13 protein-coding genes and 4 tRNA genes are annotated in these 13,281 nt (G+C 73.4%); 13 read left to right on the top strand and 4 right to left on the bottom strand.

Translation table 11 applies throughout. From position 1 onward, the window contains the following. Positions 1-28 precede the first annotated feature (28 nt). The 6 genes from EV386_RS17320 (at position 29) to EV386_RS17345 (ending at position 1,656) form a co-directional block, all read left to right on the top strand. A tRNA-Tyr gene (locus EV386_RS17320) sits at positions 29-113 on the top strand. A 141-nt stretch (positions 114-254) separates the two neighbouring features. After that, positions 255-327, top strand: a tRNA-Thr gene (locus EV386_RS17325). A gap of 64 nt (positions 328-391) precedes the next feature. Beyond that, positions 392-468 (top strand) — tRNA-Met (locus EV386_RS17330). 102 nt (positions 469-570) lie between these two features. Further along, positions 571-741, top strand: a complete 171-nt coding sequence (rpmG, locus tag EV386_RS17335) for a 50S ribosomal protein L33 (protein ID WP_021482899.1) — start codon at positions 571-573, stop codon at positions 739-741. Between the two features lie 22 nt (positions 742-763). Next, positions 764-1,231 carry an FAS1-like dehydratase domain-containing protein gene (locus EV386_RS17340; RefSeq protein WP_130416523.1) on the top strand — a complete coding sequence of 156 codons (468 nt, stop codon included), beginning with the start codon at positions 764-766 and terminating at the stop codon, positions 1,229-1,231. Next, on the top strand, positions 1,228-1,656 hold the full coding sequence (locus EV386_RS17345; protein ID WP_130416524.1) for a MaoC family dehydratase: 429 nt from the start codon (positions 1,228-1,230) through the stop codon (positions 1,654-1,656). The genes EV386_RS17340 and EV386_RS17345 overlap by 4 nt, the downstream gene beginning before the upstream one ends. Positions 1,657-1,738: 82 nt before the next feature. Here EV386_RS17345 and EV386_RS17350 read toward each other — a convergent pair whose 3' ends face one another. Beyond that, positions 1,739-2,839, bottom strand: coding sequence for a LacI family DNA-binding transcriptional regulator (locus EV386_RS17350; RefSeq protein WP_130416525.1), 1,101 nt, complete (start codon positions 2,837-2,839; stop codon positions 1,739-1,741). Between the two features lie 169 nt (positions 2,840-3,008). On the opposite strand from EV386_RS17350, the gene EV386_RS17355 reads away from it, so the two are divergent. Beyond that, entirely contained in the window at positions 3,009-4,265 is a 1,257-nt protein-coding gene (locus EV386_RS17355) for an MFS transporter (RefSeq protein ID WP_130417022.1), read from the top strand. Positions 4,266-4,550: 285 nt separating this feature from the next. Here the strand turns inward: EV386_RS17355 and EV386_RS17360 are convergent, their stop codons facing one another. After that, positions 4,551-6,779 carry an HNH endonuclease signature motif containing protein gene (locus EV386_RS17360; RefSeq protein WP_165399989.1) on the bottom strand — a complete coding sequence of 743 codons (2,229 nt, stop codon included), beginning with the start codon at positions 6,777-6,779 and terminating at the stop codon, positions 4,551-4,553. Between the two features lie 234 nt (positions 6,780-7,013). Here EV386_RS17360 and EV386_RS17365 point away from each other — a divergent pair, with 234 nt between their 5' ends. Next, a complete protein-coding gene (locus tag EV386_RS17365; RefSeq protein WP_130416527.1) occupies positions 7,014-8,186 on the top strand; it encodes a UDP-N-acetylmuramate dehydrogenase in 1,173 nt (390 codons plus the stop codon). Between the two features lie 13 nt (positions 8,187-8,199). On the opposite strand, the gene EV386_RS17370 is transcribed toward EV386_RS17365, so the two are convergent. Next, positions 8,200-9,168 (bottom strand): L,D-transpeptidase family protein, encoded by a 969-nt coding sequence (locus tag EV386_RS17370; protein ID WP_130416528.1) that lies wholly within the window; start codon positions 9,166-9,168, stop codon positions 8,200-8,202. 109 nt (positions 9,169-9,277) lie between these two features. Beyond that, positions 9,278-10,324, bottom strand: a complete 1,047-nt coding sequence (locus EV386_RS17375; protein ID WP_165399990.1) for an adenosine deaminase — start codon at positions 10,322-10,324, stop codon at positions 9,278-9,280. A gap of 186 nt (positions 10,325-10,510) precedes the next feature. Between EV386_RS17375 and EV386_RS17380 the strand changes: the two genes are divergently transcribed. From EV386_RS17380 to rplA, 5 genes are all read left to right on the top strand, one after another. Then, positions 10,511-10,586 (top strand) — tRNA-Trp (locus EV386_RS17380). Positions 10,587-10,679: 93 nt separating this feature from the next. Beyond that, positions 10,680-10,934 (top strand): preprotein translocase subunit SecE, encoded by a 255-nt coding sequence (gene secE, locus EV386_RS17385; RefSeq protein ID WP_130416530.1) that lies wholly within the window; start codon positions 10,680-10,682, stop codon positions 10,932-10,934. 50 nt (positions 10,935-10,984) lie between these two features. Continuing rightward, positions 10,985-11,833 (top strand): transcription termination/antitermination protein NusG, encoded by an 849-nt coding sequence (nusG, locus tag EV386_RS17390; RefSeq protein WP_130416531.1) that lies wholly within the window; start codon positions 10,985-10,987, stop codon positions 11,831-11,833. 102 nt (positions 11,834-11,935) lie between these two features. Then, positions 11,936-12,367 carry a 50S ribosomal protein L11 gene (gene rplK / locus EV386_RS17395; protein WP_130416532.1) on the top strand — a complete coding sequence of 144 codons (432 nt, stop codon included), beginning with the start codon at positions 11,936-11,938 and terminating at the stop codon, positions 12,365-12,367. Positions 12,368-12,458: 91 nt separating this feature from the next. Next, positions 12,459-13,175, top strand: coding sequence for a 50S ribosomal protein L1 (rplA, locus tag EV386_RS17400; protein ID WP_130416533.1), 717 nt, complete (start codon positions 12,459-12,461; stop codon positions 13,173-13,175). Positions 13,176-13,281: the final 106 nt, after the last annotated feature.

The following is a 13,281-nucleotide window of genomic DNA, read 5'->3' on the forward strand; positions in this document are numbered from 1 at the left end:
CTGCCACGGCGGGGTGCGCACCACACCTGGCAGGTTGCCCGAGCGGCCAAAGGGAGCTGACTGTAAATCAGCCGCGTCATGCTACGGGGGTTCGAATCCCTCACCTGCCACCAGCGCGAAGGGCTCGGTCTGCGACCGGGCCCTTCGTCGTGGGAGGGCTCGATAGGCGTCCGCGAGGCGCCCGTCACACCCGGCAGGCGCGGGACGGAGCCGATTTCGCAGCCCGCCGGATGCCGTGTAGAGTCTTCCCCGCTGCCCCGATAGCTCAGTCGGCAGAGCGTCTCCATGGTAAGGAGAAGGTCAAGGGTTCGATTCCCTTTCGGGGCTCTGTGATCACGGCGCGGGGCCGCCTCCGGAGACGGCAGGTGGCCTCGCGTTAAGTCACGTTTGTGGCGGGGTAGCTCAGCTGGTCAGAGCGCACGACTCATAATCGTGAGGTCGCGGGTTCGAGCCCCGCCCTCGCTACCACTTCGACCAGGGTCCTGATGGGCCCGGCGGCACGACGGCCGGCGTCGTCGCCGACTCCGATTTGCACGTAGCGCCTACCGGGGGCGCGAGAGGTGACTCACCATGGCTTCCAAGAGCGCGGACGTCCGCCCCAAGATCACGCTGGCCTGCGTGGACTGCAAGGAGCGGAACTACATCACCAAGAAGAACCGCCGCAACGACCCCGACCGTCTTGAGTTGGCGAAGTTCTGCCCGCGCTGCGGCAAGCACACGGCTCACCGCGAGACCCGCTGAGCCTGGTCGCCCCTCACCGAGAATGACCGACGCGCTGCCCGACCCCGCGTTCACGGGGCGCGAGTACCCGGCCACCGCGCCGTACTCCGTGGGGCGCGAGAGGCTCCGCGAGTTCGCGGCGGCGGTCGGCGCCCGGCACCCCGCCCACTTCGACATCGAAGCGGCGCGGGGTTTCGGCTATTCGGATCTGGTCGCGCCCGCGACCTTTGCGGTCGTCGTGGCACAGCGCGCTGAGGCGCAGTACATCCAGGACCCGGCGGCGCGGATCGACTTCTCCCGCGTGGTGCACGCCGACGAGCGCTTCACCCACCATCGCCCGATCGTCGCCGGTGACGACCTGGTCACGGTGCTGCACGTGGACGGCGTCACGCACCGGGCGGGCCTGGCGATGGTCACCACGCGCTGCGAGATCGCCGCGCTGCGTGACGGCGGCGCCGAGCCCGTCGCGACCGTCGTCTCGACGCTTGCCGTGCGGGGGGAGGACCAGTGACCGCTGAGCGTCCCGCGTTCGAGCCCCTCACCGTCGGCGACGTCGTCGGACAGCGCACGATCGAGCTCGACCGCCCGCGCCTGGTGCGCTACGCGGGGGCGAGCGGCGACTTCAACCGCATTCACTGGGACGAGGCGTTCGCCCAGGGTGTCGGCCTGCCGTCGGTGATCGCCCACGGCATGCTCACGATGGGCGCCGCCGTCGGCGTCGTCGAGGACTGGGCCGGCGATCCCGGGGCCGTGATCGACTACCAGACCCGCTTCACACGGCCCGTGCCCGTGCCCGCCGACGGCGTCGCCGCCGTCGAGGTCACCGCCACGGTCGGCGCGCTCGACGCCGCGGCGCGCACCGCTCGGATCGACCTGACGGTCACGTTCGAGGGCGCCCGCGTGCTGGGCAAGGCCCAGGCGCTCGTCCGCCTCTAGAGCACGGCTCCGGCGCCGGTCGACCCCGCTGCTGGTCGCCTCTGCCGGTCGAGCCTGTCGAGACCACCGCCCGCAGGGACGCCTACTGGTGCGGGGCCGGCCCCGTCGTCGTCCCCTGGACCAGCCGCACCGGCAGCGTCCGCACCTGCGGCTCGTCGCCCGCGAGCAGCCCGATGACGGCGGCGCCCAGGGCCGCGCCCTTCTCGCGCAGCGGCTGGTGCACGCTTGTGAGCACGTCGGGTGACAGCCACGGCAGGTCCAGCCCGTCGAACCCTGCGATCGACACGTCCTGCGGGACGCGCAGGCCGAGCTCGCGCGCGGCGATCACCGCGCCCGCGGCCAGCAGGTCGGAGTGCGCGAAGATCGCCGTCGGGCGCTGTGAGGCCGGAACCCACTGGCCGAGGATCTCGATCGCGGCGTCGCGGCCGTGCTCGACGAGCGAGGCGGGCGTCTCCCACGAGATCACGGGCTCGACGACGTCGCGCACCCCCGCCAGACGGTTGTGGGTGGGCGTGCGGTCGGCGCACGCCAGGCGTTCGGCGTCGACGGGGCCGGACCGCTCGCCGCGGCCGAACGGCAGGGTGATCTCGGCGATGCGCGTGTGCCCGAGGTCGACCAGGTGCCGGATCGCCTCGGCGGCCCCGCTGCGGTCCTCGATGCGCACGAGGGGAGCGTCCGGGACCTCGCGGCCCTCGCCGACGACGATGCGCACGCCCCGCCGCTGCAGCGCCAGGAGGTTCGGGTCGTCGCTCAGCACACCCCAGACGAGGATGGCGACGTCCATCGCGGCGGACTCGACCAGCGGGTCGACGGGCGCGACCTCGTCACTGGGCGTCGGGCCGGCCGGGGAGATCCCGGGCACGAGCAGCACGCCGAGTCCACGCTCGCCCAACACCTGCATGAGTCCGTCGAGCACCTGGACCGAGACCGGATCGCGGAACGCGCGTCCGGGCTTGTCGCCGATGACCACGCCCACGATGCCCGAGCGGCCCGAGCGCAGCTGACGGCCCAGCGGGTTGGGTCCGGAGTAGCCCAGCGCCGCGGCTGCGGTCAGCACGCGCTCGCGTGTCTCGGGTGTGATGGGCCCGGCGCCGGAGAACGCGAGCGAGGCCGTCGAGACCGACACCCCCGCGTGCTCGGCGACCCGGGCCAGTGTGGGGCGGCCGGTGGCGCTGCGGGCCATCACGTCTCCTGTCAGTGCGGCGTCAGTGCGGCTCGCGGCCGCTGTGGCCTCGGCCGGTCGGCGGGGCGAGTGGTCGCGGGCGTGGCGCGAGCCTACCGGGCGCCGACGCCATGGCGCTGCGAAACGATTTGACGAGACGCCCGGCGTCGGGGACCGTCGGGTGGTGAGCATGAGCCCCTCGCGTCCCGGCGACGACGCCGCCACCCGCCGAGCCGTGCGCGCCGCGTGGGCGGTGTTCCTGGTCTTCGCCGCGAACGGCGCGACGTTCGCCACGTGGGCCTCGCGCGTGCCCGCCGTGCGCGACGCCCTGGGATTCTCGGGCAGCCAGATGGGCCTGCTGCTGCTCACGGGCGCGGTCGGCTCGGTCGCGGCCCTGCCCCTGTCGGGTCTGATCACCTCGCGTCTCGGCGCTGCCCGCGCCGTGCTCACCTTCGCGCTCATCGCGGCCGCGGGATACACGCTGGTGTGCGTCGGCGTGGGCACGGTGAGCCCGCTCGCCGTGCGGATCGGCCTGGCCGTCGCCGGGGTCGGCTACGGGGTGTGGGATGCGGCGATGAACCTCGAGGGCGCCGTCGTCGAGCAGCGCTTGGGGCGCGCGATCATGCCGCGCTTCCACGCGGGCTTCTCACTCGGCACGGTGGTGGCCGCGGGCGTCGGCGCGCTGGTCGCACACGCGGGCGTGTCATTCGTCTGGCACATGGGCGCCGGCGTCGCGATCACGACGACGGCGGCGGCCGTCGGTGTGCGCGGCTTCCTGCCGACGCCGCACGCCGCCCCCGAGCCCGTGCTCGCGGCGTCGGGCGCCGACCCTGCGCAGGCCGCGCCCGCGCACGGCCTGCGCGACACGCTCGCCGCGTGGCGCGAGTCGCGCACCCTGTTGGTCGGTGTCGTCGTGCTCGCCGCGGCGCTGACCGAGGGCGCCGCGAACGACTGGACCGGCCTGGCGCTCGTCGACGGGTTCGGCGCCTCGCAGGCCACGGGCGCGTTCGGCCTCGCGCTGTTCCTGACGGCGATGACCCTCACCCGCTTGGCGGGGACCTCGCTCATCGACCGCTTCGGTCGGGTCGCGGTCCTGCGGGCCAGCTCGGCCGCGGCGCTCGTCGGGGTGGGTGCGTTCGCGTTCGCGCCCTGGCTGTGGCTTGCGCTCGCGGGCAGCCTCGTGTGGGGCGCGGCGGCCGCGTTGGGCTTCCCGCTCGGCATGTCGGCGGCGTCCGACGACCCGCGCCGCGCGGCGATGCGCGTCGCGGTCGTCTCGACCATCGGGTATGCGGCGTTCTTTGCCGGTCCGGCGCTCATCGGTTTCGCCGCGGACCACGTCGGCTACCGCCACGCGCTGGCCGTCATCGCGCTGCCGGTGGTGATCGGCCTGGCGTTCGCGGGCAGCGCCCGCCCGATCGCTCCGAGCGCCCCGACCTCGCACACGTAGGGTCCCCGCGGCGCCTGACCCCAGACACCGGGTTTCGCCGGGGTCGCCGCGCGATCCCTGGCCGCGCCGGAGCGCGGGACCGTCTACCGGAGCGAGGAGCGAGGAGCGAGGGGCGAGGGGCGAGGGGCGAGGGGCGAGGGGCGAGCGGCGAGGGGCGCCGGGATCGCTCACGAGGCAGGCACAGGCTCCTCGGGCTCCTGGGCTCCTGGGGAGGCTCGCTTGCTTGCGGTCGTGCTCATGCAGCCCATGCGGACGAGCCCCGCGTGGAGGTGCTTGCGGCTGTGGTCATGGAGCCCGTGTGGCGGACGAGCCCCGCGTGGTGGGACTTTGCGGCGTCCACCGCGGCGGCACCGGCCCGAGCAGGTCGTCGCAGCGTGATGGGCGCACCGTGGTGGGCGCACTCGTCGCGCGTCCCTCGGTCCTCCTTTCCGCGTGTCGCTTGCGACTCTCAGGCGCCTGCGAGCGAGTGTGCTGGTCAGAAGGGTGGGTCGCCGAGGTCGCCGAGGTCGCCGAGGTTGTCGGGGTCGTCGGGGTCGTCGGGGTCGCCGAAGTCGTCCGGGTCGTGGTGGCGAGGTGGCGAGGTGGCATGCCGGCGAGGTCGGGGTGGGGGTCGTCGAGGGCAGGTGGTGGCGGGTCGGGCTCGGGGTCGGGCGGGGGGAGGGCGGCGGGCTGCGGCCGTCTGTCGTGGATGGTGGTGGGCGCTGGCGCGGGGTGGGTGGTGTGCGTGTGCCCGGTCGGCGTGGTCCATGTCAGGGTGCCCTCGTCGTCGTCTTGACGGACGGCGAAGCGGGTTTGGTGCTTGAGGACGTGGTGGTGGCGGCACAAGTGGGCGAGGTTGTCGGGCGCGGTGGGGCCGCCGAGGGCGTGGGCGAGGGTGTGGTCCGTGTCGGCGGTGGCGGCGGGTCGGGTGCAACCGGGGAAGCGACATGTCGTGTCGCGAACCTTGACGTAGTGGCGTAGGTCGGCTGGGGGCCGGTAGGCCTCGACTCCGACTGCGAGGACCCTGCCGGTGTGGGGGTGGGTCAGCAGGCGCGTGAACGAGGTGGCCACACCGGCCAGCTCGCGTGCGGTCTGCGGGTCGATCGGGATGGTCCCGTCGAGCAGCGCGGGCTCGTCCGTCCGGCCCAACAAGGTCAGCACGGGGACGGTGACGTAGATCTTGGGCCGCACCGACCGAGCGATACGGGCCAGGTGGACGTCCGTGTCGCCGAACTCCACATCGCGTGTCGAGGCGCGAGCCGCGCTCGCGTGGTCGAGGGCGTGCCCGGTGTCCGGCCCGAGGGCGGGGTTGGCGACGGCGCCGGCGGCCGTGACGGCGCCGGCGGCCGTGACGGCGCCGGCGGCCGTGACGGCGCTGGCGGTGTTGACAGCGCTGGCGGCGGAGAGGTCGAGGGTGCCGTCGTCCAGCAGGAGGGCGCAGGCGACGTCGGAGCGCAACTGTGTCAGGGTGCGCCCATCGCCCTGGGCGCGGGCGGCGCGGGCGACGGTGGTCAGGCGGTCTTTGATCGCGCAGACGGCCGGCGCGGGTGCGAACAGGGTCAGATAGGCCATGCCGTCGCGCGCGGGGTCGGTCCACACCCCGCGTTTGGTCGCGGCCTCCTGGTGGCGGACCTCGGGCGGGGTGGGGCAGACGCGTTCGCGCGCGCGGCGCACCGTGCGGGCGAACGTGCGCGTGTTCTGGCGGGTGGCGGCGGGTGCGACGGCCTCGTCCAGGCGCGCCGCGGCTCGCTCGTTCAGTTCTGCGACCGTCTCGGCGACCTTGGAGGCGTTCGCCCACGCGGCCCGCCCCGACAGGGCCGCCGTCAGGGTGCGCGGTGCCCGGGCGGCCAGCGCCTGAGCCGCGCACATCCGTGCGCCGATGACCTGTTCGCCCTGGTGGGTGCCCAACGCGATCTCGGCGACCACTGCCCGCCGGGCCAGGTCGGCGCGCCGGGTCGTGCCCGCCGCGCGGAGCATCGGGCCGTGCTCCGCCAGCAGGTCCTCGGCACGCAGCGCCTGCCTGCGCGCCCGCTCCAGCAGCACTCCTTCGAGGGCCTCGAGCGCGTTGACCCGCGAGCGCACCTCGGCGATCGCCTCCACCGTCTCGTCCAGGTCGCTCATCCCGACCGCCCCGCGCACCTGGAGCAGGCTCCTCGCGTCCGACGGCAACGACGGGCAAGGCTCGGGCCAGCTCCGGGCGGCGGGGTCGAGGGGCGAACGGCCCAGCAGCGAGTTGACGAGGCCGGGACGGCCCGGCAGCCGTGACGCGAACGATCCGTCGTCCTCGATCGGCGCCGGCGCGAGCGCCGCCAGGCGCGCACGCACCTCGGCCCGAAGCGGCTCAGGGGTCGGCGCGCCGGTCGCGGCGACAGGGTTCGGACCGGAAGGCCGCGCGCCGAGCGCGGGAGAGTTGACGGCCTCGGGAGCGCCGAGGGGCGCAGGGGAGTTGCCCACCTCGGGCGTGTCGGTGCGGGCGTGGGATCGGCTCGCGCCCGCCACGTCTCCCGCCACGTCTCCCGCACCGTCCTCGACCATGAGGCCAGTCTATTCGAACACCTGTACGAATGACCAGGTCACCGCTCATCCCGCGACACCATTCATCCCGCCGTGATCCGCGCGCGAGCCCTCGGCGGCTCCCCGTGCCCCGGCGCCGGGACGCCCTGCCCCGATCCCGCAACGGGGGATCACCCGCGACCCGATCGCGCGCCCGTCGCTCGCGCAGGCCCGCCACACCGAACGGCCGCTCGCGCAATCTCCTAGTCTGGCTCGGTGAGCATCTCCACCGTCGCCCCCGCCCTGGCCGAGTTGACGACGCTGCGCGTGGGCGGTCCCGCCGACGCGTACGTCGAGGCGACGACCGAAGCCGAACTCATCGACACCGTCCTCGCCGCCGACGACGCCGGTCAGCCGCTGTTGGTCGTCGGCGGCGGCTCCAACCTGCTGGTGTCCGACGAGGGCTTCGGCGGCGTCGTCGTGCGCGACCTGCGCACCGGCTTCACGCTCGACTCCGCGGACACGTGCGGCGGCGCGAGCGTCTCGGCCGTCGGCGGGCAGGACTGGGACGACGTCGTCGCGGCGTCGGTCGAGCAGGGCTGGGTGGGCCTCGAAGCGCTGTCGGGCATCCCGGGCACCGTGGGCGCCGCGCCCGTGCAGAACATCGGCGCGTACGGCCAGGAGGTCGCGGGCGCGCTGTCGACAGTGCGGACCTGGGATCGGCTCAAGGGCCGCGTGCGCACCTTCGCGGTCGGCGAGCTGGGCTTCGGCTACCGCACCTCGGTGCTCAAGCGCTCGATGCGCGGCATGCCCTCGCAGGACGACCCGCAGGCGCCGTGGTTCCCGACGCCGCGCTACGTGGTTCTCGACGTGACGTTCCAGATGCGCCTGGGCACGCTCTCGGCGCCGATCGGGTACGGGGAGCTCGCCGCGCGGCTCGGTGTCGACGTCGGCGAGCGGGCCCCGTCGACGGCGGTGCGTGATGCGGTCCTGGAGCTGCGCGCGGGCAAGGGCATGCTGCAGGACGGCCGGTTCGGCTCGGCGCCCGGCGCCGACCACGACCGGTGGTCGGCCGGCTCGTTCTTCACCAACCCCGTCGTGCCCGCCGAGCAGGCGGACCTGCTGCCGCCCGACGCTCCGCGCTACCCGGTCCGCTCCGCCCGGCCCGCCGCGACCACGGGCCCGAGCCTCGGCGCCGTCGATGCGTCGCTGATCAAGACGAGCGCGGCCTGGCTCATCGCCCGCGCCGGGTTCGACAAGGGCTTCGGGGTGTCAGGTCCGGACAGCCGCGCGACGCTCTCGACCAAGCACACGCTCGCGCTGACCAATCGGGGTGGCGCCTCGGCCGACGACGTCGTCGCCCTCGCGCGCGTGCTGCGCGACGGCGTGCTCGACGCCTTCGGGATCGAGCTCGAGCCCGAGCCGGTGCTCGTGGGCGTCAGCCTCTGACGCGCGAGGCCGGTCAGTAGACCAGGACCGTCGTCCCGATCGGCATTCCCCACGAGTCCCACAGCCAGTTCATGGCCCCGTTCGACACGCGCACGCACCCGTGCGAGGCGGGATAGGGCGGGATCGACCCCGAGCCGTGCACCGCGATCCCGCCGGTGAAGTACTTGGGCCGCCACATGTCCCCGAGTTCGAGCGTCGAGGCGTGCATGCCGTCGTCCTGCATGTACACCTGGAACGTGCCGCGCGGGGTGCGGGCGACGTACTGGCGGCCGAGGGCCTCATACGGCTTGCCGTTGCCCGAGGATGCGTTGATGACCTTGGTGACGTGGCCGTCGTCCACGGCCAGGAGGATCTGACGGTCGATGTCGATCTCGACCACGTGGCCCGACGTCGAGCGCGGCGCCGGGCGGTGGCCCGCGTCGAGCGCCGCCTGCGTCTGCGGGCCGATCACGCCGTCGCGCGCCAGGCCGGCCGCCTTCTGGAACGCCCAGACCGCCTGAAGCGTGGCCGACCCGTACACGCCGTCGGGGTCGACGAAGCCGTAGCCGAGGTCGCGCAGGCGCTCCTGGAGCGCGAGCACCTCGGGGCCCGTCGAGCCGCGCCCGACGTACTCGGGCTCCGGCTCTGGCTCTGGCTCGGGCTCCGGCTCGGCGGTCGGCTCCGGGTCGCTGGTCTCGGCGCCCGGCTCGCCGCCCGCCTCGCCGCTCGGCGTGTCGGACGGCGTGTCCGAGGGGGACTGCGAGGGGTCGGGCTCGGCGGACGCCGACGCCGACGCGTCGGGCGTCGGTGGGGTGGCCGTGGTGGGGAGCGGGGTGGCGGACGACGAGCTCGGGGCCGGCGCGGCGCCGTGCGTCGCGCCCTCGCCCGGCCAGGCGCACGCCGCGAGGGCTGTGACGAGCCCCGCGGCGAGCGCCCGGCGCAGCCAGGCCTTCGCCTGGACCCGCGGGTCCGTGCGTGTTGTGCCGTGCCCGCGGTGACCCATCGAAGCGTGCTTCCTCTCGCCTGTCTCTCGGCCTTCCATCGTGTGCCCAGCGTGCCCGGACAGGCTCACGCCAGGCCCGGCCAGGCGTCGATCGTCACCGGTTCGTGACTTATGCGGGCGCCTCGTCGTCTCCGGGCGCGGGCTCGGCGAGCCAGGAGTCGACGCCCGCGAGCATCCGCCATTTGCTGCCCTCGGACGCCCGGCTCGCGCGGATCGAGGACCGGGCCAGGTCCGCGAGCGCCGCGTCGTCGAACCCGTGCGCGCTGCGCGCGGCCTCGTACTGCGCGACCAGGCGCGTGCCGAACAACAAAGGGTCGTCGGCCCCGAGCGCGACGATCGCTCCGGCGTCGACGAGCGTGCGCAACGGCACGTGGGCGGTGTCGGGGTAGACGCCCAGGCCCACGTTCGAGGCTGGGCAGACTTCGAGCGCGACGCCGCGCGCGACGACGTCGTCCAACGTCGCCGGGTCCTCGCTCGCCCGGACGCCGTGCCCCAGGCGGTCGGGCCGCAGCGTCGTGAGCACCGTGTCCACGTGCTCAGGTCCGAGCAGCTCGCCGCCGTGCGGCACCGAGGCGAGCCCCGCGTCACGCGCGATGCGGAAGGCGCGCGCGAACGCCTGCGTGTCCCCGGACCGCTCGTCGTTGCTCAGCCCGAACCCGACCACCTCGCCCGGGCCCTGTCCCGCGTACCGCGCGGCCAGCCGCGCGAGCGTGCGCGCGTCGAGCGGGTGGCGCGTGCGGCTGGCGGCGACGACGACGGCGACCTCGAGGCCGTGCGCGGCGCTCGCGGTCCGGGCGGCGTCGAGCACGATCTCGACCGCGGGCGTGATGCCGCCCACGAACGGCGCGTACGAGGTCGGGTCGACCTGGAGTTCGAGGCGGACCGAGCCCTCGGCGGCGTCGGCGGCCGCGGCCTCGTCGACGATGCGGCGCATATCGCCCTCGGACCGCACGCACGCGCGCGCCGCGTCGTACAGGCGCTGGAAGCGGAACCATCCGCGTTGGGTCGCCGGGACGCGCAGCGGGTCGCCGTCGAGCAGCGCGGGCGGCACGCGCACCCCGCGCGTCGCGGCGATCTCGCGCAGCGTGGGCACGCTCATCGACCCCGTGAAGTGCAGGTGCAGGTGGGCCTTGGGCAGCCGGGTGAGGTCGCGCACGCCCGCAGTCTCGCATCGGCGCGGTGAGCGCGCCTCGGGCGCGGGACCCGGCGCGCTGCGACCGGTCGGCCGCTGGCGGTTCGACCCAGGGTCCGCGGTCGCGTACAGTGGTCCCTCGGTGGTTGACGGCCGCCATGCTGGTCCGCGCCCTTCGGGGCGCGCGGCGGGGCACGCCGTCGGTCGCAAAGGGTAGTGGCGCAATTGGCAGCGCAGCGGTCTCCAAAACCGCAGGTTGCAGGTTCGAGTCCTGTCTACCCTGCCAGGGGTCCCCGCGGCCTCGGTACGCCAGGTGTCAGTGCCGTCCCGCGTCGCCGGCAGGCGGCGCGGACGCCGTCGGAAGTACGAGGTTGGACGAGTGAGCGAGTCGACCGGAGCCGTTCAGACCGGGGGAGCCGAGGCGCGCGACCGAGAGGGTCGCAAGGGCCTCTTCGCCCGCATCGTGCTGTTCGTGCGCCAGGTGGTCGCCGAGCTCAAGAAGGTCGTCTCCCCGACCCGCCAGGAGCTGCTGACCTACACGGGTGTCGTGCTCGTGTTCGTCGTGATCGTCATGGCCTTCGTGGGAGTGCTGGACTACCTCATCGGGCTGGGCGTCTTCGCCCTGCTCGGCTGAGCCTGCGCATCCCGGCAATACCCATCGAGAAGTCGAAAGCAGGTTCGTTCGTGTCCCAGGAGCCTCTGGACCAGGAGAACGTCGACGTCGCCGAGCCCGTCGAGGGCGTGGAGGCGGACATCGACGCGCCCGCGGACGCGCCCGAGCAGGTCGAGGAGGCCGAGACGGCGCTCGCCGCGGCTGACGAGGCCGACGCGGCAGACGACGACGCCGCGGCCGACGAGGCCGACGCCGAGACCGACGAGGATGCGGGCGAGGAGACCGGCGAGGACGAGTCCCCCGAGATCGCCGACCCCGCCGCGGAGTTCAAGCGCACGCTGCGCTCGCAGATGGGCGACTGGTACGTCATCCACTCCTACGCGGGCTACGAGAACCGCGTGAAGGCCAACCTGGAGAACCGCATCCAGAGCCTGAACATGGAGGACTACATCTTCCAGATCGAGGTCCCGATGGAGGAGGTGACCGAGATCAAGAACGCGCAGAAGAAGACCGTCCGCCGCGTGCGCATCCCCGGTTACGTCCTCGTCCGCATGGACCTCACCGACGAGTCGTGGGGCGCCGTGCGCCACACGCCGGGCGTGACGGGCTTCGTGGGCCACACGCACCAGCCGGTGCCGCTGACGCTCGACGAGGTGTTCTCGATGCTCGCCCCGACGATGCTCGAGGCTCCCGCCGCCACGGCGGGCAAGGCCTCCACGGCGGGCGCCAAGTCGCAGGCCACCGTCCTGGTCGACTTCGAGGTGGGCGAGTCGGTCACCGTCACCGACGGCCCGTTCGACACGCTGCCCGCCACGATCTCCGAGATCAACGTCGAGGCCCAGAAGCTCAAGGTCCTCGTCTCCATCTTCGGCCGGGAGACCCCGGTCGAGCTGTCGTTCAACCAGGTCGCCAAGATCTAGTCGCCCGACGGCGTCGACGGCCCGCGGAGCAGTCCGCGGGCTTCGGCATGCAACCGGTTCATCGCCCACGGCGTCGGACCACGAACAGGAAAGGGGAAGCACATGCCTCCCAAGAAGAAGGTCTCCGGCCTCATCAAGCTCCAGATCAACGCCGGTGCGGCCACGCCCGCCCCGCCGATCGGCCCCGCGCTCGGTCAGCACGGCGTGAACATCATGGAGTTCTGCAAGGCGTACAACGCGGCGACCGAGTCGCAGCGCGGCAACGTCGTGCCCGTCGAGATCACGGTGTACGAGGACCGCTCGTTCACCTTCATCACCAAGACGCCGCCGGCCGCCGAGCTCATCAAGAAGGCCGCGGGCGTCGCCAAGGGCTCCGCCACGCCGCACACCGTCAAGGTCGCCTCGCTCACCGCCGACCAGGTGCGTGAGATCGCGCAGACCAAGATGGAGGACCTCAACGCGAACGACATCGACGCCGCGATGAAGATCGTGGCCGGCACGGCGCGTTCGATGGGCATCACCACCGACCTCTGAGTCACCCCCACGGGTGGTCGAGAGACCACCCGCGAGACAACCCCTGTGGCAGGGCTTCGGCCCGCTACGACCACTCAAGGAGAAAGCCATCATGGCGAAGCACAGCAAGGCCTACCGGGCCGCCGCCGAGAAGATCGACGCCGACGCGCTCTACGCCCCGCTCGACGCGGTGCGTCTGGCCAAGGAGACGTCGACGACTAAGTACGACGCCACCGTCGAGGTCGCCTTCCGCCTCGGCGTCGACCCGCGCAAGGCGGACCAGATGGTCCGCGGCACGGTCAACCTGCCGCACGGCACGGGCAAGACCGCCCGCGTCCTGGTGTTCGCGAACGGCCCCAAGGCCGAGGAGGCCCTGGCCGCCGGCGCCGACATCGTGGGCGGCGACGACCTCATCGCGCGCGTCGCGGGCGGGTTCACGGACTTCGACTCGGCTGTGGCGACCCCGGACCTCATGGGCAAGGTCGGTCGTCTGGGCAAGGTGCTGGGCCCCCGCGGCCTGATGCCGAACCCCAAGACCGGCACGGTCACGATGGACGTCACCAAGGCCGTGACCGAGATCAAGGGCGGCAAGATCGAGTTCCGCGTCGACAAGCACGCGAACCTCCACTTCATCATCGGCAAGGTCTCGTTCGACGAGAAGCAGCTGGTGGAGAACTACGCCGCGGCGCTCGACGAGGTGCTGCGCCTCAAGCCGTCGACGTCGAAGGGCCGCTACCTGACCAAGGCGACCGTCTCGACCACGATGGGCCCGGGCATCCCGGTCGACCCGTCGCGCACGACGAGGCTCACCGAGGAGACCGCCGCCTGAGTCGGCGCCTCGGCACGTCCCACGAAGGGCCTGCGCCCGCCACCGCGACACGCTCGCGGCGGTGGGCGCAGGCCCTTCGATGTGCCCGTGGGGCATCTCACCCGCT

This window comes from Xylanimonas ulmi (genome assembly GCF_004216535.1).
In the GTDB taxonomy this organism is placed as follows: Bacteria; Actinomycetota; Actinomycetes; order Actinomycetales; family Cellulomonadaceae; genus Xylanimonas; species Xylanimonas ulmi.